Below are 24,719 nucleotides of genomic sequence, written 5' to 3'. Positions count from 1 at the left end.
TATGAAATACGACGCAATTGTAATCGGCTCCGGCCAGGCAGGTACGCCACTTTCGAAAAAGCTTGCCGCAGCAGGAATGAAAACTGCTTTGATTGAAAAAAGATGGGTAGGTGGAACCTGTGTAAATGACGGATGCTCGCCTACAAAAGCGATGATTTCTTCTGCAAAACTTGCGTGGTCGGTTGCTAATAGTGAGAAACTTGGTATCCATGTTGGCGGATATACCGTTGATCTGCATGAAATTCTGGAACGCAAAAACGAAATTGTTCTAAGAATGCGAGGTAATTCCGAAAAGGGAATTCTCGAAACTGAAAATCTTGATCTGATTTACGGAACCGCGACTTTTACAGGAGAAAAAGAAATTACTGTAAAGTTAAATACCGGTGAAACTCAGGTTTTGTCAGCCGATAAGTTTTTTCTGAATGTTGGTGAACAACCTTCTATTCCTGAGATTGAAGGAATAGAAAAAATTGAATACCTTACTTCCACCAGTATCATGGAATTACAGGAAATTCCTGAACATCTGGTGATTATTGGCAGTGGTTACATCGCACTGGAATTCGGACAAATGTATCGTCGTTTTGGTAGCAAAGTAACAATTCTGGAACAATCAGAGCGGATTTTGCATCGTGAGGATGAAGATATTGCGGATGAAATTGTAAGGATTTTCAAAGAAGAGGATATTGAAATCATTACTGATTGCAGAGTCGAATTAATTAAGAAGGAAGGCGATAATATTGCGCTCTTTTTAGGAGTTGATGAAACTGCGAAAAATATTTCCTGTTCGCATGTGTTAGTTGCTGCGGGAAGAAAACCAAATACTGCTGACCTGAGTCTGGATATTACTGGTGTTGAAATGAATGAAAAAGGTTACATCAAGGTTAACGATAAGCTGGAAACATCTAAAGAGGGCATTTATGCTTTGGGAGATGTGAAAGGCGGAGCAGCCTTTACACATATCGCGTATGACGACTACCGGATTATTCAAAAAAATGTAATCGAAAAAGGAAACGCATCCATAAAAGATCGCCTTGTCCCGTATTGCATGTTCATCGATCCGCAACTTGGACGCGTAGGTATGACTGAGCAGGAAGCCAAGGAAAGTGGTAAGAAAATAATTGTTGCTACGATTCCAAATACAAGTGTTGCCAGATCCATTGAAACTGCCGACACCCGGGGCATGATGAAAGCGGTAATAGATGCTGATTCAGGGAAAATCCTGGGTGTATCGGTATTGGCCGCGGAAGGTGGAGAAGTGGTTACAATTCTTCAAATGGCTATGATTGGCGGCGTTACGTATGAACAAATAAAAAATGGTGTTTTTGCACATCCAACTTATGCTGAATCGCTTAACAATTTGTTTATGACTTTGGATAAGTGATTTTTTAATGAATTCATTATCAGTACAAAATTTATTTTTAAAAAATGATAAACTGATACAAAACAGCCCTGATGATCATTGCCCAAAATATCAGTAAAGATTTCAACGGTATTCACGCAGTAAAAAATATTTCCTTTGAGGTAAAGGAAGGCCGGACTATGGTCTTTTTGGGAACCAGCGGATGCGGAAAAACCACGACGCTGAAAATGCTGAATAGGTTAATCGAGCCTTCGTCTGGAAAAATAACGATCAATGGGCAGGATATTTTTTCTTCCAAACCGGAAATTCTAAGACGGAGTATCGGTTATGTTTCTCAAAATAACGGTCTTTTTCCTCATTATACTGTTGCTGAAAATATAGCGGTTGTACCTAATCTCCTTGGTTGGGACAAAAATGAAATTAATGAAAGATCAGATGCTTTATTGAAACAACTGAAACTACCGGTTGAAGAATATGCCAATAAATATCCCGATGAGCTGAGCGGCGGACAAAAACAAAGAGTAGCCATTGCGCGGGCGCTTGTTTCTGATCCGCCGGTTTTATTGATGGATGAACCTTTTGGGGCGCTTGATCCGATAACGAGAGCCGGAATCCGGAAAGAATTTCGGGAATTACCCGAATTGAAAAGTAAGACGATTGTTTTGGTAACCCATGATGTGCAGGAAGCTTTTGAGCTGGGGGACCAGATTTGTCTGATGGATAATGGCATTATTGTGCAAACAGGTACGCCTTATGAGTTGATATTCAATCCAACAAACGATTTTTCCAAAAGTTTTTTCAATCATCAAAGATTGCAGCTTGAATTAAGTGCGCTTAAATTCAGGAATATCTGGAATGACCTGGCTGATGCTGAAAATGCTTCGGCAGCGTCATTAGACAGCAGCCAAAGTTTGTGGGAAGGAATGGAATTATTGTCTGAAATGAATGAGGAAAAGCTGATTGTAAAAGATGAAGAAAGTAATTCATTAAAAGAAATAACCATACAGACAATTCAGTCTGTTTATCTTGAAATCAAAAGAAAGCGATGACAGAGCAGCAGAATCTCTGGCAGTTTATGATGCAGCAATCTGATAAATTGCTGTCTCAAACCGTTACGCATATTGGCCTGACCTGCATTTCACTTTTAATAGCTGTCGCGGTGGGCTTACCGCTGGGAATTTGGATTTCGGAAAAGAAAAAAGCGGCCTGGGTTGTGTTAGGTGTTGCCGGAATTTTGCAAACAATTCCAAGTATTGCATTGCTGGGTTTTATGATTCCGCTTTTGGGAATTGGCGCTTTTCCCGCCATTGCAGCCCTTTTTCTTTACGCTTTGTTGCCAATAATCCGAAATACTTATACCGGAATTACCAGTGTCGATCAGGGAATTACCGAATCTGCGCGTGGAATGGGAATGAACAAATGGCAGATTCTATTCAATGTAGAATTGCCTCTGGCGATGCCGGTAATTCTTGCCGGGATCAGAACTGCGACCGTTATTAATGTAGGCGTTGCTACATTGGCGGCCTATATCGCAGCGGGAGGTTTGGGCGAATTTATTTTTGGAGGTATTGCTTTAAATAATACCAACATGATTTTAGCGGGTGCCATTCCATCGGCATTATTGGCTATTATTCTGGATTTTCTGCTTTCATTATTTCAAAAAGCAAAATTGAAAACGATGCGGAAAGTATCAGTTGTTCTCCCCGTAATATTGTTGGTATGCTCTTCATTTTACATTATTCCACGTGCTCAGGTTAAAATACTGGCCGGATTTACTCCGGAATTTATGGGCCGGGAAGATGGATATCTTGGACTGAGATCCAAATACAAACTGGATATCCCGACCGTCGTGATCAGTGACGCGGTGATGTATAAAGCTGCGTTTGAAAATAAACTCGATGTGATCAGCGGTTATAGTACCGATGGAAGATTGAAAGCTTACGATCTGGTGACTTTGCGAGACGACAAGGCAATTTTCCCGCCTTATTATGCAGCACCGTTAGTCCGGCAGGATATTCTGGGGAAATATCCGGAATTACAGCCTGCGCTTGATATTCTTTCTGGTGTAATTAATGATTCCATTATGACGGAATTAAACTATAAGGTCGATTATTTAAAACAGTTGCCGGAAAAAGTTGCGCTGGATTTTATGTTGGAAAAAGGTTTGTACAAAAAACCGCAAAATGCTAACAATGAGCACGTAATAAGATTAGGGTCAAAGATTTTTGCCGAACAATACATCCTGATCAACATATATAAAATGTTGATTGAAGGAAATACTAAATTGAAAGTTGTAACCAGAACCGGCCTTGGTGGAACGAAAATCTGCTTTGATGCATTAACAAATAATGAGATCGACATGTACCCCGAATATACCGGAACGGGCTTACTTGTAATCCTCAAACCTGACAAAAAAACGCTCGATGGAATGATTGACAGCCGGGATAAGGTTTTCAATTTTGTTCAAAAAGAATTCTCAAATCAATATAAATTAAGCTGGCTAAAACCGATTGGTTTCAATAACGCCTATGCGCTGATGATGCGCAGAAGTCAGGCACAATCATTGAATATACAGACTATTACAGATTTAAAACTTTATTTGTCTAATGAAAACCACCAGCATTAGGGAAAGATATAATGTCGTCAGAAAGTATACTGAACAGCTTTGTCAACCTCTTGAAACCGAAGATTATGTACCGCAGCCAGTTCCTTTCGTAAGTCCGCCCAAGTGGCATCTGGCGCATTCTACATGGTTTTTTGAAACCTTTATTCTAAAAAATAACCATCCTGACTACCGCGTTTTTGACGAAACTTTCAACTATTTATTCAACAGTTATTACAACAATGTAGGCGATCGCGTACTGCGAACCGATAGGGGAAATATTACACGGCCAAAAGTTTCCTATGTGTATGCATACCGCCAATATGTGGATGAGCACATGAATAAATTGCTGGAAACACTGAATGACCAAAAGTCGTTGATACTTATGGAACTTGGTCTTCATCACGAGCAGCAGCATCAGGAATTACTGGTTACGGACATCAAATATATTCTAGGTCATAATCCTACTTTTCCGGTTTATAAACAAGGACATAATCTGGTTAATGATATTAATTCAGAAACTGGTTTTGCTCATGTAACCGAAGGCGTTTATGAAATTGGACATACCGGTGAAGGTTTCAGTTTTGATAATGAACTGGGTCGTCATAAAGTTTATTTACAGGATTTTGAAATTAGTAAGTCTCTGGTTACCAATGAAGAGTATATTGAATTTATTGAGGCGGGAGGTTATCAGGATTTCAATTTATGGCTGGATGAAGGCTGGTCGTGGGTGAATGAAAATGCCATAAACTCGCCAATGTACTGGCATAAAATAAATGGGGAATGGTTTTACTTTACTCTGGGAGGTTTGCAGAAATTGAATCCAAAAGCAATCCTTTCCCACGTAAGCTTTTTCGAAGCATGGGCTTATGCGCAATGGAAAGAAATGCGTCTGCCAACGGAATTTGAGTGGGAAATAGCTGCTGGCCAATTCTCCTGGGGAAAACGATGGGAATGGACGAACAGCTCCTATCTTGCCTACCCGAATTTCACCAAAGCAAAAGGTGCGGTAGGAGAATACAATGGCAAATTCATGATCAACTGCATGGTTTTGAGAGGCGCTTCGGTAGCCACATCACCAGACCATAGCAGAAAAACATATCGAAACTTTTTTCACACCAACGAACGCTGGCAGTATACCGGAATTCGATTGGTGAAATAGCTTTCGGCTTTCGGCAGTGGGCTCATGATCCGGTTTTGAAAGCTGATAGCCGACAGCCCCAACATCAACTTACTTAAATATGGAAACCACTACAACCAGCGCTACTTCTACTTTTGAACAGGATATTGACGAAGGACTTAGTGCTCCTCTGAAAAATATTTCATCGAAATATTTCTATGATGATCTGGGCAGTGTGATTTTTCAGGATATTATGAAAATGCCTGAATATTATCCTACGCCTTGCGAGTTCGAGATTTTATCTCTTCAGGGAGAAAGTATTATCGAGAAACTGAATTTTGATGAGCCGTTTAATATCATTGAATTTGGTGCCGGTGATGGTATTAAAACGCGCCAGCTGCTTAAAAAACTGATTGAAAATCAGGTAGATTTTACTTACGTTCCAATTGATATTTCACAAAAAGCGATTGACGAACTGGAAGCAAATATGCTTGGATATCTGCCGGGATTAAAAATCAGATCGCTCGTTGGTAACTATTTTTCAATGATTGAGGAACTGTCCGAGATGGAACAGCCGGGATTATTTCTGTTTTTGGGAAGCAACATTGGTAATTATCAGGAGCAGGAAGCCAATGACCTTTTGGAACAATTTAATAACTATATGAAAAGCGGAGACAAGATTTTGACTGGTTTTGATCTTCAAAAAAATCCGGCAACGATCCGAAATGCTTATGACGATAGTCAGGGAATTACAAAGGCTTTCAATATGAATCTGTTACAGAGGATGAACCGCGAGTTAGGAGCAAATTTCAAAAAGGAATTCTTCGATTTTTATTCGCACTACAATCCGGTTAATGGTGAAGTGCGCAGTTATCTGGTCAGTTTGAAACAACAGGAAGTATATATTTCCAAAATTGATAAAAGTTATTCATTCCGGCAAAATGAATTGATATGGACAGAGTTGTCTAAAAAATATACGATCGCTGAAATCGAAAGCCTTGCCAGCAATAATGGCTTCGAGCTGATTGAACATTTTCTGGACTGCAAACATTATTTTACGGATAGTTTGTGGACAAAATAGTTTTAAATTTACGTTAATAACAAATCTGGCTTTGCTTAAATAGTGAAGCCTTATTCATTGTATATGTTGTCGATATCATCGATTTTTCCAAATCTGCTAACAGATTTGCTAACTTTGTTGTTACCTGTTTATGAGTTGCCAAGAACCTTTCTGTAAACCAAATCCTAAATACAATTGTCATGGAAGTCGCTATTAACGAAGTTACGGTTGAAGACCTGAAATCGATTGAAATTTTAAAGGAAGTTCCTGATTGTCAGTTGCAATGGTATATTGATGAAAGTGAACACAGAATTTTTAAAGAGGGTGATGTTTTTGCAAAAGCCAACGATCCTGTCCTTTATACGCACATCATTCTTCGCGGACGAATTGAACTCTATCGTTTGCAAAACAACAATAAATCTAAAATAGCCGATCTTGTTGCTGGCAATATAACGGGGATTTTACCTTTTTCGAGGGCGAAGGTCATGCCTGCCAGTGCCGTTTGTCTGGAAGAAACGGAGCTTTTGTCACTTCCGAGAGAGAAGATGCGTGAGCTGATCCAGACGCACTACGAACTGACGCAGGTACTTGTCCATGTGATGGCTTCACGGATCAGGGAATTTACGGAATTGGAGCAGCAGAATGAGAAAATGATGGCGCTCGGAAAACTTTCTGCCGGTCTGGCGCATGAGTTGAACAATCCGGCAGCCGCAATCGTAAGAGGGTCGGTTTCTCTTGAAAAGCATTTACAATGCCTTCCTGATGCTTTCAAACAGTTGATTTCCATTCGCCTCGATACGGAAGATATTAATAAAGTGAATGACAAAATCCATAAAGCGCTGGATAATAAAGCGCGTCCGGTTTTGACTATGATGGAGCGGGCGGATAAGGAAGATGAAATTACGGAATGGCTTGATGACCAGCCCGGAATTAAAAATGTCTATGACATGGCTGAAAATTTTGTTGAATTCGGGCTTTCGATTGAAGACCTGGAAGAAATTAAAAGCCATATCCCGGATGGAAAATTGTCTCCATTATTAATATGGATCAATAATAGTTTTACTACCGAGCGGATGGTTTCGGAGATTGGGATCGCTTCCAAAAGGATTTCTGATCTGGTAAATTCAGTTAAAACTTTTACCCATATGGATGGGGGAGGTGATAAGGTATTTGCTGATATCCGGACAGGTATCAAGAATACGATGACGATGCTTAATTATAAAATTAAAAAAGCAAATGTTACTGTCACGGAGGATTTTGACGATAATCTGCCACCTGTAAAAGCGATGATCGGAGAGCTAAACCAGGTTTGGACCAACATCATTGACAACGCAACAGACGCATTAGAAAATACAGAAAATCCGCAGTTGATATTAAAAACAAGACAGGATAGGGAATTTGTTTGTGTGTCTGTTATTGATAACGGACCTGGAATTCCTGATGATGTTAAGTCGAAAATTTTCGATCCGTTTTTTACAACAAAAAAAATCGGACAAGGCACCGGATTAGGATTGGATGTTGTTTCCAGAATCGTAAAACAACACAAAGGTACAATAAGCGTGACGTCAGAACCTGGCAGGACTGAGTTCATCGTTTGCTTTCCAATTAATGCATAATAGACCTTAACCTTCACCAAGTAAACTACATAATATGGGGTTGCCAATTATTTTTTCAATTGATGATGATGCGCAGGTTTTAAGGGCCATCACCCGCGACCTGAAAACAAAGTACCGCGACACCTATCGTGTCCTGAGTACGGATTCAGTCAAAGAGGCGCTGGAAAGTTTGATGGATCTTCAAAACAAAGGAGAAGAAGTAGCGATTTTTATTTCTGATCAGCGTATGCCAGAAATGCAGGGCGTTGATTTTTTACAAAAAGCAAAAAAGATATTTCCGGATGCAAAACGTGTTTTATTAACCGCCTATTCCGATACCGATGCTGCCATAAAAGCGATCAATGATGTTCAGCTGGATTATTATCTGATGAAACCATGGGATCCTCCGGAAGAAAAATTATATCCCGCAATAGATGATTTGCTAAATGACTGGCAAGCTGATTATCGCCCTGATTTTAAGGGGATAAAAGTTATCGGTTACCAGTTTTCACCAAAATCCCACCAGATCAAAGATTTCCTTTACGGGAATTTGATTCCCTATACCTGGATGGATATTGAAACCAGCGAACAGGGAAAGTTGATCTGTTCAACCAATCATTTTGAAACAGCCGATTTTCCGGTTGTGATTTTAGAAGACGGATCTTTGATGAAAAATCCAAAGGTTCTCGACATTGCTAGTAAAATTGGATTGAATGCTACGGTTAAGCAGCAGATCTATGATGTGATCATTATCGGCGCTGGCCCGGCAGGATTAGCGGCTTCGGTTTATGGTGCTTCGGAAGGATTGAGTACACTGTTGATCGAACGAAAAGCACCAGGCGGACAAGCAGGAACAAGTTCAAGAATTGAGAATTATCTTGGTTTTCCTTCAGGACTTAGTGGTGCAGATCTGACGCGCAGAGCGGTAACACAGGCGACGAGATTTGGAACGGAAATTCTTTCTCCCCAGTCGGTTAAGGAAATTAAAGTAAAAGATAAGTACAAAACGATCGTACTCGAAGACGATACGGAAATTACGGCAAAGGCGGTTGTGATAACCACAGGTGTAGATTATCGAAAGCTGGAAACACAGGGAATTGAGGATTTTACAGGTAAAGGAGTTTACTACGGTGCAGCTAATACGGAAGCAACTTCTTGTGGAAATAAAGAAGTTTATATTTTAGGAGGAGGAAATTCGGCCGGACAAGCGGCTATGTACCTTTCCAAATTCGCAAATCACGTTTATGTGATTGTCCGCAGGACGGATCTGAGTTCTTCCATGTCGCAGTATCTGATTGACCAGATTTCAACCACGGAAAATATAACGATTCTGGGTTGCACAGAAATTTTGGAAGCTTGTGGAGAAAATCATTTGCAAGGTTTGAAACTGGTTGATTTAAATACCAATGCGCAACGTTCCGCAGCAGCCGACGCATTATTTATTTTCATTGGAGCGAAGCCTTACACAGATTGGGTCGGTTTGGAAATTATCAAAAATAGCAAAGGTTTTATTGAAACCGGTCGCGAAATGAATAATTACAAAGATTTCAAACGGGTCTGGAAAGTGGATAGAGATCCCTACTTGCTGGAAACGAGTTCCCCGGGGATTTTTGCAGCGGGAGACGTACGCGCAGGTGCCATGAACAGGGTAACTTCCGCCGTTGGAGAAGGTTCTATGTCAATCAATATGGTTCATCAATATTTAAGCGAAATATAAATGGCAGATGGAATTTGCAGCCACATCAATGCGATCACTGAGATCAAAACGGCTAAGAAACGCGAATGCGAAGAATGTGTAAAACATGGCGGCAGATGGGTTCATTTGCGTACCTGCCAGACTTGTGGCGTCACTTTATGTTGTGACGATTCGCCTTCGCAGCATATGACAAAACATTTTCATGCAACGCAGCATCCGGTGGTTATTTCATCAGAACCAGGGGAGAAATGGATGTGGTGTTATGTTGATGATTCTTTTGTGGAATATGATTAAGTGATAAATTAATTGAAAAGGGAAACCCAATTCAGGTGGATTTTTATGATCCGTTTGATTTGGGTTTTTTATTGCGGTGCTCTGCACCTTTTAATCTGGGTTTAGGGTGTGTTGATTGCTACAATTATTTCGATGCTCTGCACCTTTTGATCTGGGCTTTGGGTGTGTTGATTGCTACAATTATTTCGGTGCTCTGCAACTTTTCATAGTTGCGAGTGAAGGTGCGGAGCACTGCAATACTTGTAGAAAAAACACAAGCTCTATTTTCGTAAGGTGCAGCGCACCGCAATATTTAACTCGGCTATTCTATTAAATATCTTATAACAATTCCAATAAATCACTTTTGGACAACGATTTCAAAATCGAAACATCCGTTTTCACCAGATCATTGGCTAAATTCCTTTTTGAATCCTGCATTTTCATGATTTTTTCTTCAATTGTATCCGGACAAATCAACCGAACTGCAACCACATTTTTCTTTTGCCCAATACGATAACTCCTATCAATAGCCTGATTTTCAACGGCCGGATTCCACCATGGATCAACCAGATATACATAATCCGCTTCTGTCAAATTCAATCCAATACCACCAGCTTTCAAACTAATCAAAAAGACACGAACACCGTCATTATTCTGAAACGATTCCACTTTTTCAGAACGGTTTCTGGTTTGTCCTGTTAAGTATTCGAAAGAAATATTTCGGGCTACCAATTCTTTCTTTATCAAATCCAGCATTTTTACAAATTGTGAAAAAACCAGGATCTTGTGCTGTGGTGCTTTACTCTCGATTTGCTCAATCAAAACCTCGATTTTAGCAGAAGAATCGCCATAATATTCTTCATCATTAATCAGTGCGGGAGAATCACAGATTTGGCGAAGTTTTGTCAATCCTGCCAGAATATTCAGGCTTTCCCTTGGTAAATCTCTTTCTTTATGTGTAAGCAAAAAGTGTCTGAATTCGTCGGAATATGAATCGTAAACTTTGCGTTGTTCCGCACCCATTTCACAATAAATAACCATCTCCGTTTTGTCGGGAAGTTCTGTTGCAACTTGTTGCTTCGTTCGTCTCAGAATAAACGGATTTACTTTTTTCTGCAATTCCCTGGCGCGTTTGCTATCTTCAAAACGGTCAATCGGAATAGCATAGTGATTTTTAAACTGAATTTTGCTGCCCAATAATCCCGGACATGCGAAAGAAAGCTGACCGTATAAATCAAAAGTATTATTCTCAATTGGCGTACCTGTCAGCACAATTTTATTTCTAGATTGAAGCAAACGAGAAGCTTTATAACGCTGTGACTCAGGATTTTTTATAGCTTGCGATTCATCAAGAAAAATATAATTAAAACGGTAATCCTTCAAAAAATTAATGTCAGAAAGCAGTGTTCCATAAGAAGTCAGAATGATCTCATAATCGTCAAAATCCTGATGATCTTTAACGCGATTAGAACCGTAGACCGTATGGATTTTTATCGACGGAGCAAATTTTTCGACTTCTGCCTGCCAGTTAAAAATCAGGGAAGTTGGTACAACAATCAGGTTTGTATTCTGATGCCCTTTATTTCTTTGGGATAGAATAAATGCGATGATCTGGACCGTTTTCCCTAATCCCATATCATCAGCAAGGCAGCCGCCAAATCCAAATTCATCCAGGAAATTCAGCCAGTTTAAACCATCTTTCTGGTATTCACGAAGAGAAGTTTTTAACTCCTTTGGTACTTCGATTGGTTTAATTGATTCAAAATCAGAAAATTTAGAAGTGTACAGCAGCAGTTCATTTTTAACAGGTTGGCTCAATACTTCATCTTCGTATAATTCCAGAATGCTGGTGAAATTAATTTTTGGTGTCCGGATCATCTCTCCGGCAATTTCTCCTGCTTGGAAATATTTCGCAAATTTTTCAATCCATTCTTCCGGCAAAATCCCCAGTGTTCCATCACCAAGTTCAACAAACTTGCTCTTATTTCGGATGGATTTAGAAAGATGTTTCAGTGTAGCGATTTCCTTCCCAAATTTCACCTGAATACTGGTATTAAACCAATCCGTTCCGCTGTTTATCGTTAATGAGACAGTTGCTTTGTTTTGGTTTAATTTATTATTGGACAGTTCGTTAAATCCTAAAACTGTAATATTTTGATTAGTCCATTCCTCAAAGGCATCCAAAAACCAGCCTTCATCCAGAAATCTTTCTTTGCTGAGATAAAAATGATCGGGACCAAGCTGATCGTAAAAATCCGGATGTTGTCTTAACAATGTCGAAGTAAACTGCACTTCCAGTTCGTCATCCCGTTCAACGGTGAACGGTTTTCCTTTGCTATCGGTAGAATAAATTTGCTTTTTGGAAAGAACAGGAATTTCAATATTTCCGTAACGCATCACGGGTGTAATCAAAACGTAATTGTCCAGATCAGACAAATAAATCAGTTGTTGATTTTCTCTTTCAAAACCATTTTCCCGGAGCTGTGTTTGCGTGGCGGATTTCAGGTAAGCATAGGTAACGCGAATTTTGTCCTCTACTTTGGAAAGAATTGTATTTTGGAATTCGTCAAATTTGCTTTCATGAACCAGGATTTTATTATTGTTTTGCTTGAAAAAATCAATCACACGAAGCACGTCAGGGTTATCTACCAAATGCATCGTGTCATTGATCATGACGAAATAATTGTATCTGATTTTTAAAATCTCTAACGCAAACGGTCTTCCGTCCACAATAAGCTGTCCGGAAACTTCATGGAATTTATCCTTAACATCAACCAGTAAAGTGAGATCAACCGGCAAAGTGCGGATTTGAATGGGTATTAATGAAGCGGCAGAAATACTTTCTGACACTTTGGTATCGTGGTAAAATACATCCAGTTTGAGGGGATTTTTCACAAGTGATTTCAATCCGTCCATGTCCGAATCCGATTTTCCGGACCGGTACTGATTGTGAAATTTGGAAATTCCTGTATAAAACTTTAATTCCTCGGGATTTTCAAGTTTCCAGATCAGGTCAAGCGGATTAACCGGAGTCAGCGGATTTTTTAGTTTTCCTTCCTTCGTGGTTAAAGCTTCAAAAAGCTCTACATAAAAATGATCGTAATATTTATGCTGACCGAAAACAATTATCCGTTTTGAAACGTCTTTCGAATTCGCTTTTTTGGGTAAGACCGGATTTTGTTTTGGTATTAAATTGTCTTTTAAATACGCCTTAGTACTTTCATTAACAGCAAAAAGATGTTTTAATTTTGGTTTGATATCAACCGTTTTATTGGCGTATTCAAGTTGGAAATAGTCGTCAGGATTAGTTTCATTCTCTAATCCGTAATCTCTTGCTACCAGTTTTATTTGGGTGTATCTGAGGTAACTATCGAAGAAAATTCGTAAATCCCTGCGGTCCATTAAATTGTACAAAACCTGAACCATATGTTCACAAGGCGCTTTTTTTTCGGCACTGCATGGACAGGAAAGTTGAAGTGTTTTTTCTGTTTGTTTGACTGTAACAATCAATTGATCTGAAACACCGGAAGCGATCAGAAAGGTGGCAAAATCTACTTCAATAACTTTCGGCTGAATATCAAAAAAACCTCTTCTGCTGGTTTCAGTGAGGGAAGAACTGTACTTTAAAATGAAATTATGATCCAGTTCTGATACATTGAAATCTTCAAAAATGTAGTCATTTTTATGATGTTTTAATGCACTGATCCGCTCGCTTATGCCTGGTTTTTTCAGCATTCTGTTCTGAATTCTTGGGATTAATTAACTCCGGAAGTTTGATTCCGGACGGTGAAAATAACTTTATTTTAGAGAAATATGCTCACATTTCTGATTGTGATTGAATGGATATTTTCAATTCAAAAGAAGATTATCTACTAAATTATTAACGTCCGCTGTTGTCAGGGAACAATTTTTTTGAACTTTTGGCAATTGAATTTAGTGAAAATGACTTATGAAAAAAATAATTTTCCGCCTGTTTTCCAGCTTAACATTTTGTTTTTTGACTCTTTTTAGTACTTACACATTTGCTCAGCAAGCAATCCGGGATAGTTCGTCGGTTGTAGATTCTATAAAAACCATTTTACCTGATTCTCTGAAAAAAATGGAATTTTTAAAACTGGATACATTGACTTATCGGTTCATCGGCGATGGAAATTTTACACGAGGTAATGTAAACCGAAGCCTGATGGTTTTACGTGCAGAAATAATTGCAACCGGTCCGGTTATTTCCATTGCATCAAATCCACGATTTACTTATGGTAAACAAAATGGAATTCTGGCAGAAAGAGATTCTTATGTAGATTTATTTTTAGATGTTTTCAAGAAAAGAAAAACCTATGTTTTTGCTTTGGGTAACCTGGAAACCAGTAATTTGCGTGGAATTACACTTCGGGTATTGGCCGGTGCCGGGATTGGTTATCGCGTACTTAATTCAAGTAAAAACAGGTTGGTATTAACAAATGCCATTGTGCATGAATCTACCAATTTCAGAGAATTGCCAACAATCGGAATCCAGCGAAATTCTTTCCGGGTCAAGGGGAGACATTCGTTTGCAAAAGACCGTTTCAGGATTAATCATATCACTTATGTTCAGCCTGCCATCACAGATATTTCTAATTTAAGATGGAATACGGTTGTTTCCTTGGAATTTCCGGTTAATAAATGGGTAGTGCTCAGGACCAGCTTTGAGAATTCCTACGAAAGTGTTGTCGAGGCAGCGCGGAAGCGGGATGATTCACGCATTACCTTCGGTATTTCTATTGGAAACAAGCAGTAAAATCCTTCATTTTGGATTAAATAATTTGAATAGAATTCGACAAAATTCTATTCAGTATTTCAGTAAAAAGGGAAAGAATATGATATAAGACAGAAAGCGTTGCTGTAATGAGTAAACAAAAATGAAATGTGTATTTTTATCAGGACGCCACCTCAAAATACATCTTTTATCTACCTTACAGTAAAATGAAATCCAGTCGAATTTTTCTTTTTATCAGTCTGTCTCTGTTGTCTTTTTGTGGAATTGCTCAACCAACTAAATTGGTAATACGTGCCAAAGCGAAAGATGCCAAGTTTATTGGTACCGGCATTGGCGGTGCCTACGTTATCGTAAAAAATGAATTGACCGGAGAAATTCTCGCAAAAGGCCTGACAACAGGTGCTTCGGGAAACACGGATTTAATTCTAAAAACACCGCATAAAAGAAATGACCGTTTGACGGATGATAAGACTGCAAAGTTTGAAGCCTCGGTTAATATTCAGGAACCGACTTTTGTATCGGTTGAAGTGATAGCACCTGTCAATAGAAAAAGTTCTGCTATAAAAGCCAGCACGCAACTCTGGTTGATTCCCGGTAAAGATATTGATGAGGAAGGAATTGTGCTGGACATACCCGGTTTTATTCTGGATATTCTGGAACCGCAAACGCATAGAATTATGCTGTTGGAAAAGATGGCGGACAAAAAGGTGAAAATAAAAATTAATCTGACTATGCTTTGCGGCTGCGCTATAACCAAAGGCGGTGTCTGGGATTCTGAGCAGATTGAGGTGAAAGCGATAGTGAAAAAAGATGGCGTTAAATACAAAGACGTAGCGCTTGGAATAACTTCTGTTGATAATATTTTTGAAGGAATACTGGATATGAACGCGATCGGGATGTACGAAATCCAGGTTTATGGTTACGATAAGATTACAAAAAATACGGGCGTTGATAAAATTAATTTTGTAATTCAATAAGGATGAAAAACTACATTTACTTGTTCAGCTTTCTGCTGATTTTCTCAACGCAGTCTTTTTCTCAGTCGCCAATAACGATTAAGGAAACGCCTACAAGGCATGGCCCTGAAAAAGGATCTTTAATCATTATTGGGGGCGGCGGAGCAACACCGGAGATATGGAACAAATTCACAGAACTTGCCGGAGGAAAAGACAATGCCAGAATTGTGGTGATTACGGCTGCGGCCGGCGATTCAGGTTTCTATAAAACGGATGCAGTTGAACTTGTTAAAAAGGAAACCGGTATCAAAAATGTTACACTACTGCATACCAGCAGCCTAACAGAAGCAAACAGCGAAAAATTTATTGCACCGATCAAAGCGGCAACAGGCATTTATTTCGTTGGCGGCAGACAATGGAGAATCGCAGATTCTTATTTGAACACGCTTACTCATAAAGCCTTTCAGGAAGTTTTGGAACGTGGTGGTGTTATTTCCGGGACTTCTGCCGGAGCCAGTATTCAGGGATCCTTTCTGTGGAGAGGTGATACAAAAGGTGCTCATATTCTCATTGGCGATCATACGCAAGGACTTGGATTTTTGAAAAATTCAGCGATTGACCAGCACCTGATGCGCAGAAACCGGCAGTTCGATTTAATAGAATTTATTCGCCAGTCGCCGGAAATTATTGGTATTGGTTTGGACGAGGCAACGGCCATCGTAGTGCAAAAAGATATCTTTGAAGTTGTTGGAAGATCCTATGTTGCCGTTTATGATTACAATACGATCGTAACCAAAAGAGAAAGGAAATTCTCGGACGGGAACGGCCCGGAAACAAACTATCAGGGCCCCTTTTTTCTATTGAAACAAGGGCAAAAATATGATTTAAAGGAACGGAAAGTAATTCAGGAACCGGGGAAATAAGATCATTTCCCCCAAACCTTTTACTCTGCCTTTTGTAAAATAAAATTTTCATTTACTACCTCGATGAAATCGATCAAAATAGAATTTTGTTCGTTTGTTTTCAGGTAAAGCTTTATTTTTTTAAGGAAATCGTATAAAGGTTCGCTGTACTTGTGTCCTGTTTGCTGCTGAAATTCTTCGATTTTAAGGTCATTGCCTTTTTTGATCAATAAATGCAAAGCAATGAAAAAGTAGGAAACGGGCAATTTGCTTCCTTCCAGCAAAGTTCCACTCTGTAATGTGGTTCGAAACCTGCATTTTTTGCATTGAAATTGATGTTTAGAGGAAAGCCAATAGTGATCTTTACAGCCACATTTTTTGCAGACAACACCTTTTCTTAATCTATATTCTTTAAATGCCTCCGTGGCGAGGTCTTCACTTTTATATGCATCGATGAGATCTTTTGACAGCATAATTATTTTTAATCCGGTTATCACTATAATCCAAAAATACACACTTATTTCAAATAAAATATAAAGTCTATATAATTAATATACTATTAGAGTTTTTTCTGAAAATAAAAATCTTTTTACTTGCTCATTTCTAGTTTTTTATGTTCTTATATTTGAAAATAATACTCCTGATTATATGAATAATAAAGTAAAATTTCGGATTCCAAAAGTCCTTTCAATCCTCATTATTGTCTCTGGTTTATTTAGTTTCATAAGCGATACTGGTTATGAAAATGAAATAAAGGAATGGAGAAAACAGAGAATTAAAGAACTTAAATCGGAGCAAGGTTATCTTAACCTCGCCGGCCTGTTCTGGCTGGAAGAAGGTAGAAATACTTTTGGTAGTGATGGTATCAATAAATTTATTTTCCCTTCGGATAGGAGTCCGGCAAATTTGGGAGAATTTATTTTGGAAAATGGGGAGGTAACACTGATTGCAAAACCGGAAGCTGAGATTTACGCCAATAATCAGTTAGTTACCAAATTGATTATTTTTCCTTCAGATGAAGAAATTGTGCTTAAATATAAAACTTTAAGATGGTTTGTTATCAAACGCGGTGAAAAATATGCAATCCGTTTAAAAGATCTGGACAGTCCGTATCTCAAATATTTTAAAGGAATCGAAAGTTTCCCAATAACGGAACAATGGAAAGTAAAGGCAAAATTTGAACCGACAGTTGGTAGAAAAATTTCGATAATGGATGTTACCGGAAGACTTAGTGAGCAGGAATCTCCCGGCGTATTAGTTTTCAATATAAAAGGAAAAGAATATCGCCTGGATGCTTTGAGTGAAGGTGAGAGTTTTTTTATTCTTTTTGGTGATAAGACAAACAAGAACGAAACATACGGTGGCGGACGATTTGTTTATACCAATAAACCAGATGCAGATGGTTATGTTTCATTGGATTTCAACAAGGCGTATAATCCGCCTTGTGCCTTCACACCTTACGCCACTTGTCCTTTGCCTCCTAAACAAAACATGCTCGCTCTGACAGTTACTGCCGGGGAAAAGAATTATGGTCACCATTGAATTTGGATAACACTGGGCAAATACTGATTTGATATGTAAAACAACGGCAGATATTGTCGTTGTTTTTTCTTTAATTTAGGGTCTTCTTTTTTAGTTTCAATAAAACTAAAATCATTATTTTCTTTAAGTAATACATTCTAAACCCGTACAAATGAATTCTTTTTCTAAAAAATTTAACATCAAAAATGCTATGCTTTTTCTGGTGGCCGGTGCTTTTTTAAGTTTTGCAATCATTTCCTGCGATTCTAAAAAGAAAGAGGAAACAAAAGACTCCAGGCCCGTTGTTATCGGATACGTTGGTGGTTTCCACGGTCTGGTTGATACCGATAAAATTGATGTTAAAAAGCTGACGCATATCAATTATGCTTTTGTAAATATTGAAAACGGCCTGGCATTTCTTACCAATGAAAAAACAGATTCAACCAATTTCAGAAAGCTGAATTTGCTCAAAAAGATCAATCCGGATCTGAAAATATTGATTTCTATCGGTGGCTGGGCATGGAGCGGACGTTTTTCAGATGCGGTTCTGACGGATAGTTCAAGGGCTAAATTTGCCAAAAGTTCGGTTGATATCATCAAAAAATACAAACTGGATGGCGTTGATATTGACTGGGAATATCCAGCCATGCCGGGTGATTCAGGAAATGTTTATCGTCCTGAAGACAAGCAGAATTTTACTTTAATGTTTGAAGCGATCAGAAAAGAACTGGATATTTTTGAAAAGGAAGATGGACAGAAAAAACTTTTAACAACGGCAGTTGCCGGTTGGGAAGAATTTATTCCGCATTCGGAAATGGGCAAAGCGCAGGAATATCTGGATTATGTGAACCTTATGACCTATGATCTTTTTTCGGGGGATACGGTTGTCCATCATGCCGGTTTGTACCCGACAGATCGCTTCAAAGCAAACCGCTCCACAGATAATGGCGTCAAAGCATACCTGAAAGCAGGTGTTCCGGCAAGCAAAATTGTGGTTGGACTTCCGTTTTATGGCCGTGCATTTACTTTGGGGAAAGATTCCAAAACGGTACTGGGTGAGACCTCTGTTGCGAAGGAATACATTGACGGTTATACTTATATTAAGGACAGTCTGGTCAATAAAAAAGGTTATAAAGAATATCGCGATACTGTTGCCCATGCACCTTATCTGTACAATGAAAAGACCAGGGTTTTTATCGGATATGATGATGAGAAATCAGTGGCTGAGAAATGCAAGTACGTGCTTGACAATAAATTGGGAGGTGTAATGTTTTGGGAATACAATTCCGATCCCAAGGGTTATTTGCTAAATGAAATTGATAAATCTTTGAAATAAGTCTTATCGATTTTGTTATGAAAATTTCTTTAAAAATCGGGGTAACTATTTTCTTTTACATTCTAACAGTTTGTTTTGGTCTGAGTTCTAGTGCCCAATCAAAACCTGCCGTTTTCAAAGTGTTGGCTATTGCAGAAAATGGTGGTCATCATATTGACTATTCAAAAGCTGCGAAAATCTGGCTTGATAAGTTGGCAGCTGAGAACAATTTTGCAGTTGACTATATCCAGAATACAGAAAAAATCAATGATGAATTTCTTGCTGATTATCAGCTTTTTATCCAGTTGGACTTTCCGCCCTATGCCTGGACACCAACTGCTGCCGCTGCTTTTGAAAAATATATTAAAGAAGGAAAAGGTGGCTGGATTGGTTTTCATCACGCGACCTTACTGGGCGAATTTGACGGCTATCCGATGTGGAACTGGTTTCATGATTTTATAGGCGGTATCAGGTTTAAGAATTACATTTCCACTTTTGCTTCCGGCAAAGTAAATGTTGAAGACAGGAAACATCCGGTCATGAAAGGTGTCCCGACTTCCTTTATAGTCAAAACGGAAGAGTGGTATACCTACGATAAAAGTCCGAGGCCAAACGTCCATGTTATTGCGAGCGTGGACGAATCAACGTACATACCTGATTCAACGAAAGTCAAAATGGGGGATCACCCTGTGGTATGGACAAATCCGAAAATTGCAGCGAAAAACGTATATATCTTTATGGGACATTCGCCTGATTTATTTGAAAATGAAGCTTATACAAGGCTTTTCAAAAACGCAATTTTCTGGGCTGTCAAGAAATAAATATTCCTAATATTATTCAATCATTCACCCTTTTGTAAGCTGTTTTTATTGACAATGAAAACGTTTAAAAAGGGTGAATTTTTAGTTTCCAGTGATCTGGATTTTCCTAAATACCTTATCCAACCGTGAAGAATTTCATCCTAATCTGTATTTTGCTATCAGTACAAATTTCCGTTTACAGCCAATCGGCAGATAAGTTGAAGGCAAAAGCGACAGAAAATATTTCTTTCTATAAAATAAAACCTGAAGATCCTGAGGCGGTCTATTTCACTCCCGATCAATATAAAATCACGGCTGATGGAAAAACGGATGTTTCATATGCTTTGCAGGAAGCGATTAACATTCTTAAAACCATTCATAGTTTCGGTATTATTTTTATTCCCGAAGGCACCTATTTAATTAGTAAAACTATTTATGTTCCCACAGCTATAAAACTGATCGGTTATGGAAATAAACGTCCTTTGTTTGTTTTAGGCAAAAATACACCTGGATTTCAAACTGAAAATCCGGATGATAAAGGGAAAGCAAATTATATGTTCTGGTTTACTTCATCTATTAAAAAAGAAGGTGAACCGGTTCGCGACGCAGGCGCAAGTACTTTTTATAGCTCCATTTCGAATATTGATTTCAGGATTGAAGATGGAAATCCGTTTGCCGTTGCTTTAAGAACGCACTTTGCACAGCACAGTTTTATTGAACATGTTGATATTCAGATTGGTAATGGAAAAGCGGGGATTTTTGATGTGGGTAATGAAATGGAAGATGTCAGATTCTTTGGTGGAGAATATGGGATTTACACAACCAAACCATCTCCGGGCTGGCAGTTTATGATGGTTGATACTTATTTTGAGGGCCAGCGAAAAGCAGCCATTAAATCCAGGGAAGGCGGATTGACTATTGTCAGAATGACGGTAAAAAATGTTCCGACTGTGATTGAGGTCTATGAGAATTTTTATGAAAAGCTATTTATAGAAGACAGCCGGTTTGAAAACATTTCTGGTCCCGCACTGGTCATCAGCGATGAAAATAATGCTTACACGCAAATCAGTTTGCGCAATGTCCATTGTAGTAAAGTACCCGTGCTGGTTAGTCATTTGCATAGCAAAAATCAGGTTTCGGGAGAAGGAAATATATACAGAATTAAAAATTTTAATCATGGGTTACAAATTTCTGATTTGGGGAAAAAGCCTGAATTTGGAACCATACATGAATTTGAAATCTTAAAATCACTTCCAAATCTAACAAAAAAAGATATCCCTGATTTTCCTGATATGAAAAGTTGGGTGAACCTGAAATCACTTGGTGCAAAAGGAGATGGAATCACAGATGATACCAAAGCGATTCAGTCAGCGATTGACAAAAATCCAAATATTTATGTGCCCCAAGGTTGGTATAGGGTTACTGAAACGATTAAATTAAAACCTAATTCTGTTTTAATCGGATTAAGTCCAATTGCTACACAATTTATTTTGCGGGATAACACGGAAGCTTTTGGAAGCTTCGGCGGACCAAAAGCTTTGATTGAATCTTCCGAAGGCGGGTTTAATATTTTAACTGGAATTGGACTTTCTACCGGCGCTTTGAACCCCCGGGCCGTTGCGTGTAAATGGATGGCCAATGCAGATTCATATGTAAATGATGTAAAATTCCTGGGAGGACACGGTTCCATTGAGCGTCCCAATTCGATCTGGAATAAATCTTCTGCTTATAGCGACGAGCAGTCCGCGTGGGATAGCCAATACTGGAGTTTATGGATTACAAAAGGGGGAGGAGGGACTTTTAAGAATATCTGGTCGGCCGGCACCTTTGCTACATCCGGGGCTTATATTTCTAATACGTCGACGCCGGGCAGAATTTATGCGATGTCCGTTGAGCATCACGTTCGGAATGAAGTCAGGTTTAAAAATGTATCAAACTGGAAAGTTTATGCTTTGCAGCTTGAAGAAGAAAGTAAGGAAAGCTCAGATTGTCAGCCACTTGAAATCGAAAACTGCAAAAATCTGGTTTTTGCTAATTTGTACATGTTTCGAGTGATACGGGTTAATACACCGGCTGCTTATTCAATCAGAAGTTGGGGAAACAAAAACGTTGAATTTTTAAATGTCCATAATTACAGCCAGACAAAATATTCCAGCACGATTCCTTTGTATGATATTAATTCTAATTTGGAAGTGCGGCCGTGGGAGTTTAACCGGCTTTTTATAAGTGGTAATTTACCAAAGAAGAAGGTTGTTGCTGATTCAGTCGGGCAGGTGCGTCAGTTGGTAAATGGCTTCGAATTTGCTGACGGCATTTGCCATGATAGTAAGGGTAATGTTTATTTTAGTGAATCACGTATGCGGCGGATTTACAAATGGTCTGTGGAGTCAAAATCTCTTAGTCTTGTTGCAGATTTTCCCTGGGAACCACTTTCGCTAGCTTGTGATACGAAAGATAATTTGCTTGTCGTTTTCAAATATATACCGCGGCCAGGTTATCTGATTGATGGGAAACCGGAAGTTTTTCCGGTCATGCCGGATGCTGCCGGGACTTCATATAGCGGCTGGGGGAATTCAGGTTTTGGTACTTTGGTTTATTCCATGGATGCATTAAATCCAGAGGAAACAATTCAATTGTTGAAAAAAACGCCAATCGAGAATATTAAAAACATTCAGAAAACACTTAATCCATCAAATAGAAGAAGAGATTCTGGTGATTTTAACAAAGTCAGTACAAATCATTTCAAAGAAGCTTTTGTGGCCCCGGACGGTGTTACCATTATTCCGGTTGTTTACGATCTGGCAAGGTCTAATTCTTTGGTTGAAGGTTTTCCGGGGAAAGAAATTTATGCAACAGATGAATATATTAAGCGGACAGTAAAACTTCGTGTTGGTTCAGAAGGCTATTTGTCTGAGCCCGAAACCTTTACGGAAAAAGGTGAATTCTGCTCAGCGGTTGACAGCGATGGAAATGTGTATATAGCTGATGGTCAGATTTATATTTACAATAAAGATGGAAAACAAATTGGCGGAATAGAAGTGCCTGAAAGACCGGCGACTATGACTTTTGGCGGAGAAAAAATGAACACACTTTTCATCACGGGTCGGAACGCATTATATCAGGTCCGGATTAAATAATATGTGAAAAATGTAAAAGGGCATGGTTATTTTAAGGATTGCAATGAAGATATATCAGTGCATTCTTAAATTGAAATACCATGAAAAAGACATATAATCCGGCAGATGATTCAGCGGAAGAATCTGTTGTAAGTCAGGGACATCAATATCCTGATCCGTTAAGTCCGCCGGAAGCACCACCACTGGAACCACGACCGGAATATCCTGATCCGGAAATTCCCCAGGAAGCTCCGCCTTGGGAGAAAGAGCCCGAAACACCACCTGTTGTGCCAGAACCGGAGTTGCCTCCATATACGCCTGATGCGCCGGAAATCAGCCCGGAACCACTACCAGGACAAGAAGCAGATGAGCCTTTATTAGGATTTTCATAATAAAAAAATGGAGTGAAGCAATCCGCCTCACTCCATTTTTTATGAAGGAACTCAAATTAAAAAACAGGTACTTGTCCTTTGAAAATATGAGGATCTTTTGTAGCAGATGATTGGAATTTTTTTGTAACCAGATTTAAAAATTGATTGTCTCTGGCTTCTGCAGAATCATATTCCCAAATTCCTACTTTAATTTCATTGGAATAAAAAGTGATCAGGTATTTGATCAATCCTTCTTCTTTTGGCTCTTCCTGAGATCTTATAAAATAATCAACACGGTCAATATTGAAGGCGAAATTCTGGCCTTCGAGATGAAAAAAATTAGGCATAGCTATAAACTTTAAAATAAAATTGTAAAACGCGTAATTACTATATGCTATACCAATATTGTTCCTGAGAAATTAAAGAGAATTCCATAGGCGGTAATTTTATTATCATCTTCCCAAACGAATGTTTTGCAGGAAGTAATACACTAAAAGTACAGTGTTTTTTACTGGTATTTTTTATTAAATTTTATTCCTGACAGGACGTTGCAATGCGGGAGAAGGGTATTTTGGAACCTGTGGATATAATTTCCCTGGTGGGAAAATGTTTTTTTCTAAATAAGGAAGAATAAATAATGACTTTTTGCACTATTCTTCGTCAATATAAGTGAACAATATAAACGTCCAACCTCTGTTATTGAATAGTATTTTTTTTGTAGAATTGTAGTATTTATTGGATTGCATATTTTGTCATGTACTTTATGGACAAGAACTTAAAGAAAATAAAATATCAGGAACTGTTTCTATCTGAACTTAGAAATAGTTATTTTGGTGAAAAGAAACTGGAAGAATCCCTCCGGGAAATGGAAACCAAAGAGAATATGAAAAAGCTCGCCAAAGCACTCAAAAATATTTGGAAACAAACCGATGCGGATGTCAAAAGTCTGGAAAAGGCTTTTCCAAAACCAGAAGTTGCAGATAAACCACTTGAATCTAATAAAATTGATAGTGGGAAAATTGAGAGCAGTATAGTGGAACAGACTGAAAATGAGTCAGATGTTGTAAGGATTAAGAATCAGGTTTCCAAGCCACAGGATTTGGCAAGTTATCAGATTTTGACTTATGAAAATCTTATTGAACTGGTTGATGATCTGAATACGGAGCAAATTACCGAGATTTTAAAATCTGCATCGGGGCAGGAAACAAATAATCATCAATACTTAACCAGGCTTGCAGAAAAGCTTGTCAGAGAACGTGATTCGAGAGCTTAGGTTTTG

General features: G+C 38.7%; 20 protein-coding genes. 17 read left to right on the top strand and 3 right to left on the bottom strand.

The genetic code is table 11. From position 1 onward, the window contains the following. Position 1 precedes the first annotated feature (1 nt). From FDK13_RS08080 to FDK13_RS08045, 8 genes are all read left to right on the top strand, one after another. Positions 2-1,381, top strand: coding sequence for a mercuric reductase (locus FDK13_RS08080; RefSeq protein WP_137339480.1), 1,380 nt, complete (start codon positions 2-4; stop codon positions 1,379-1,381). 71 nt (positions 1,382-1,452) lie between these two features. Continuing rightward, the gene (locus FDK13_RS08075; protein WP_137339479.1) at positions 1,453-2,409 is read left to right on the top strand and encodes an ABC transporter ATP-binding protein; all 957 of its coding nucleotides are present in this window, start codon (positions 1,453-1,455) and stop codon (positions 2,407-2,409) included. Continuing rightward, the gene (locus FDK13_RS08070) at positions 2,406-3,986 is read left to right on the top strand and encodes an ABC transporter permease/substrate-binding protein (RefSeq protein WP_137339478.1); all 1,581 of its coding nucleotides are present in this window, start codon (positions 2,406-2,408) and stop codon (positions 3,984-3,986) included. Before FDK13_RS08075 ends, FDK13_RS08070 begins: the two co-directional genes overlap by 4 nt. Continuing rightward, a complete protein-coding gene (gene egtB, locus FDK13_RS08065) occupies positions 3,967-5,124 on the top strand; it encodes an ergothioneine biosynthesis protein EgtB (protein WP_137339477.1) in 1,158 nt (385 codons plus the stop codon). The genes FDK13_RS08070 and egtB overlap by 20 nt, the downstream gene beginning before the upstream one ends. A 79-nt stretch (positions 5,125-5,203) precedes the next feature. Continuing rightward, positions 5,204-6,163: an L-histidine N(alpha)-methyltransferase gene (locus tag FDK13_RS08060; RefSeq protein ID WP_137339476.1), complete on the top strand. Its 960-nt coding sequence runs from the start codon at positions 5,204-5,206 to the stop codon at positions 6,161-6,163. Between the two features lie 179 nt (positions 6,164-6,342). After that, complete coding sequence (locus tag FDK13_RS08055) at positions 6,343-7,758, top strand: ATP-binding protein (protein ID WP_229215954.1); 1,416 nt, start codon at positions 6,343-6,345, stop codon at positions 7,756-7,758. A gap of 34 nt (positions 7,759-7,792) precedes the next feature. Further along, positions 7,793-9,454, top strand: coding sequence for a response regulator (locus FDK13_RS08050; protein ID WP_137339475.1), 1,662 nt, complete (start codon positions 7,793-7,795; stop codon positions 9,452-9,454). After that, positions 9,455-9,727, top strand: a complete 273-nt coding sequence (locus FDK13_RS08045; protein ID WP_137339474.1) for a UBP-type zinc finger domain-containing protein — start codon at positions 9,455-9,457, stop codon at positions 9,725-9,727. 318 nt (positions 9,728-10,045) lie between these two features. Here FDK13_RS08045 and FDK13_RS08040 read toward each other — a convergent pair whose 3' ends face one another. Continuing rightward, on the bottom strand, positions 10,046-13,441 hold the full coding sequence (locus tag FDK13_RS08040; protein ID WP_137339473.1) for a DEAD/DEAH box helicase: 3,396 nt from the start codon (positions 13,439-13,441) through the stop codon (positions 10,046-10,048). 262 nt (positions 13,442-13,703) lie between these two features. Here FDK13_RS08040 and FDK13_RS08035 point away from each other — a divergent pair, with 262 nt between their 5' ends. From FDK13_RS08035 to FDK13_RS08025, 3 genes are all read left to right on the top strand, one after another. Beyond that, positions 13,704-14,480 (top strand): DUF481 domain-containing protein, encoded by a 777-nt coding sequence (locus FDK13_RS08035; RefSeq protein ID WP_229215953.1) that lies wholly within the window; start codon positions 13,704-13,706, stop codon positions 14,478-14,480. Positions 14,481-14,665: 185 nt separating this feature from the next. Next, a complete protein-coding gene (locus tag FDK13_RS08030) occupies positions 14,666-15,436 on the top strand; it encodes a hypothetical protein (RefSeq protein ID WP_137339471.1) in 771 nt (256 codons plus the stop codon). Between the two features lie 2 nt (positions 15,437-15,438). Further along, positions 15,439-16,338: a cyanophycinase gene (locus FDK13_RS08025; protein WP_137339470.1), complete on the top strand. Its 900-nt coding sequence runs from the start codon at positions 15,439-15,441 to the stop codon at positions 16,336-16,338. 20 nt (positions 16,339-16,358) lie between these two features. On the opposite strand, the gene FDK13_RS08020 is transcribed toward FDK13_RS08025, so the two are convergent. Continuing rightward, complete coding sequence (locus tag FDK13_RS08020; RefSeq protein WP_137339469.1) at positions 16,359-16,790, bottom strand: transposase; 432 nt, start codon at positions 16,788-16,790, stop codon at positions 16,359-16,361. A gap of 175 nt (positions 16,791-16,965) precedes the next feature. Here FDK13_RS08020 and FDK13_RS08015 point away from each other — a divergent pair, with 175 nt between their 5' ends. The 5 genes from FDK13_RS08015 to FDK13_RS36390 all read left to right on the top strand — a co-directional run bounded on the left by FDK13_RS08015 (position 16,966) and on the right by FDK13_RS36390 (position 23,461). Next, entirely contained in the window at positions 16,966-17,859 is an 894-nt protein-coding gene (locus FDK13_RS08015) for a DUF1684 domain-containing protein (protein WP_137339468.1), read from the top strand. Between the two features lie 151 nt (positions 17,860-18,010). Further along, the gene (locus tag FDK13_RS08010; protein WP_229215952.1) at positions 18,011-19,174 is read left to right on the top strand and encodes a glycoside hydrolase family 18 protein; all 1,164 of its coding nucleotides are present in this window, start codon (positions 18,011-18,013) and stop codon (positions 19,172-19,174) included. A gap of 17 nt (positions 19,175-19,191) precedes the next feature. Then, positions 19,192-19,974 (top strand): ThuA domain-containing protein, encoded by a 783-nt coding sequence (locus FDK13_RS08005; RefSeq protein WP_137339467.1) that lies wholly within the window; start codon positions 19,192-19,194, stop codon positions 19,972-19,974. 125 nt (positions 19,975-20,099) lie between these two features. Next, positions 20,100-23,090 (top strand): glycosyl hydrolase family 28-related protein, encoded by a 2,991-nt coding sequence (locus FDK13_RS08000; RefSeq protein ID WP_220417337.1) that lies wholly within the window; start codon positions 20,100-20,102, stop codon positions 23,088-23,090. An 80-nt stretch (positions 23,091-23,170) separates the two neighbouring features. After that, complete coding sequence (locus FDK13_RS36390) at positions 23,171-23,461, top strand: hypothetical protein (RefSeq protein WP_262711810.1); 291 nt, start codon at positions 23,171-23,173, stop codon at positions 23,459-23,461. A 56-nt stretch (positions 23,462-23,517) separates the two neighbouring features. On the opposite strand, the gene FDK13_RS07990 is transcribed toward FDK13_RS36390, so the two are convergent. Then, the gene (locus FDK13_RS07990; protein WP_137339466.1) at positions 23,518-23,787 is read right to left on the bottom strand and encodes a hypothetical protein; all 270 of its coding nucleotides are present in this window, start codon (positions 23,785-23,787) and stop codon (positions 23,518-23,520) included. Positions 23,788-24,203: 416 nt separating this feature from the next. Between FDK13_RS07990 and FDK13_RS07985 the strand changes: the two genes are divergently transcribed. Continuing rightward, a complete protein-coding gene (locus FDK13_RS07985; protein ID WP_170982744.1) occupies positions 24,204-24,713 on the top strand; it encodes a DUF892 family protein in 510 nt (169 codons plus the stop codon). The last annotated feature ends 6 nt before the right edge of the window (positions 24,714-24,719 follow it).

Source organism: Dyadobacter frigoris (genome assembly GCF_005280585.1).
Taxonomy (GTDB): domain Bacteria; phylum Bacteroidota; class Bacteroidia; order Cytophagales; family Spirosomataceae; genus Dyadobacter; species Dyadobacter frigoris.
The sequence above is the reverse complement of the archived record's forward strand: the minus strand, read 5'-3'. Positions and strand labels throughout refer to the sequence as shown.

Coding starts and splice junctions, on each gene's coding strand:
- FDK13_RS08080 (WP_137339480.1), top strand. CDS start 2: ATGAAATACGACGCAATTGTAATCGGCTCCGGCCAGGCAGGTACGCCA.
- FDK13_RS08030 (WP_137339471.1), top strand. CDS start 14,666: ATGAAATCCAGTCGAATTTTTCTTTTTATCAGTCTGTCTCTGTTGTCT.
- FDK13_RS08025 (WP_137339470.1), top strand. CDS start 15,439: ATGAAAAACTACATTTACTTGTTCAGCTTTCTGCTGATTTTCTCAACG.
- FDK13_RS08015 (WP_137339468.1), top strand. CDS start 16,966: ATGAATAATAAAGTAAAATTTCGGATTCCAAAAGTCCTTTCAATCCTC.
- FDK13_RS08020 (WP_137339469.1), bottom strand. CDS start 16,790: ATGCTGTCAAAAGATCTCATCGATGCATATAAAAGTGAAGACCTCGCC.
- FDK13_RS36390 (WP_262711810.1), top strand. CDS start 23,171: ATGAAAAAGACATATAATCCGGCAGATGATTCAGCGGAAGAATCTGTT.
- FDK13_RS08010 (WP_229215952.1), top strand. CDS start 18,011: ATGAATTCTTTTTCTAAAAAATTTAACATCAAAAATGCTATGCTTTTT.
- FDK13_RS08045 (WP_137339474.1), top strand. CDS start 9,455: ATGGCAGATGGAATTTGCAGCCACATCAATGCGATCACTGAGATCAAA.
- FDK13_RS08070 (WP_137339478.1), top strand. CDS start 2,406: ATGACAGAGCAGCAGAATCTCTGGCAGTTTATGATGCAGCAATCTGAT.
- FDK13_RS08050 (WP_137339475.1), top strand. CDS start 7,793: ATGGGGTTGCCAATTATTTTTTCAATTGATGATGATGCGCAGGTTTTA.
- FDK13_RS08075 (WP_137339479.1), top strand. CDS start 1,453: ATGATCATTGCCCAAAATATCAGTAAAGATTTCAACGGTATTCACGCA.
- FDK13_RS08040 (WP_137339473.1), bottom strand. CDS start 13,441: ATGCTGAAAAAACCAGGCATAAGCGAGCGGATCAGTGCATTAAAACAT.
- FDK13_RS08005 (WP_137339467.1), top strand. CDS start 19,192: ATGAAAATTTCTTTAAAAATCGGGGTAACTATTTTCTTTTACATTCTA.
- FDK13_RS08060 (WP_137339476.1), top strand. CDS start 5,204: ATGGAAACCACTACAACCAGCGCTACTTCTACTTTTGAACAGGATATT.
- FDK13_RS07985 (WP_170982744.1), top strand. CDS start 24,204: ATGGACAAGAACTTAAAGAAAATAAAATATCAGGAACTGTTTCTATCT.
- FDK13_RS07990 (WP_137339466.1), bottom strand. CDS start 23,787: ATGCCTAATTTTTTTCATCTCGAAGGCCAGAATTTCGCCTTCAATATT.
- FDK13_RS08055 (WP_229215954.1), top strand. CDS start 6,343: ATGGAAGTCGCTATTAACGAAGTTACGGTTGAAGACCTGAAATCGATT.
- egtB (WP_137339477.1), top strand. CDS start 3,967: ATGAAAACCACCAGCATTAGGGAAAGATATAATGTCGTCAGAAAGTAT.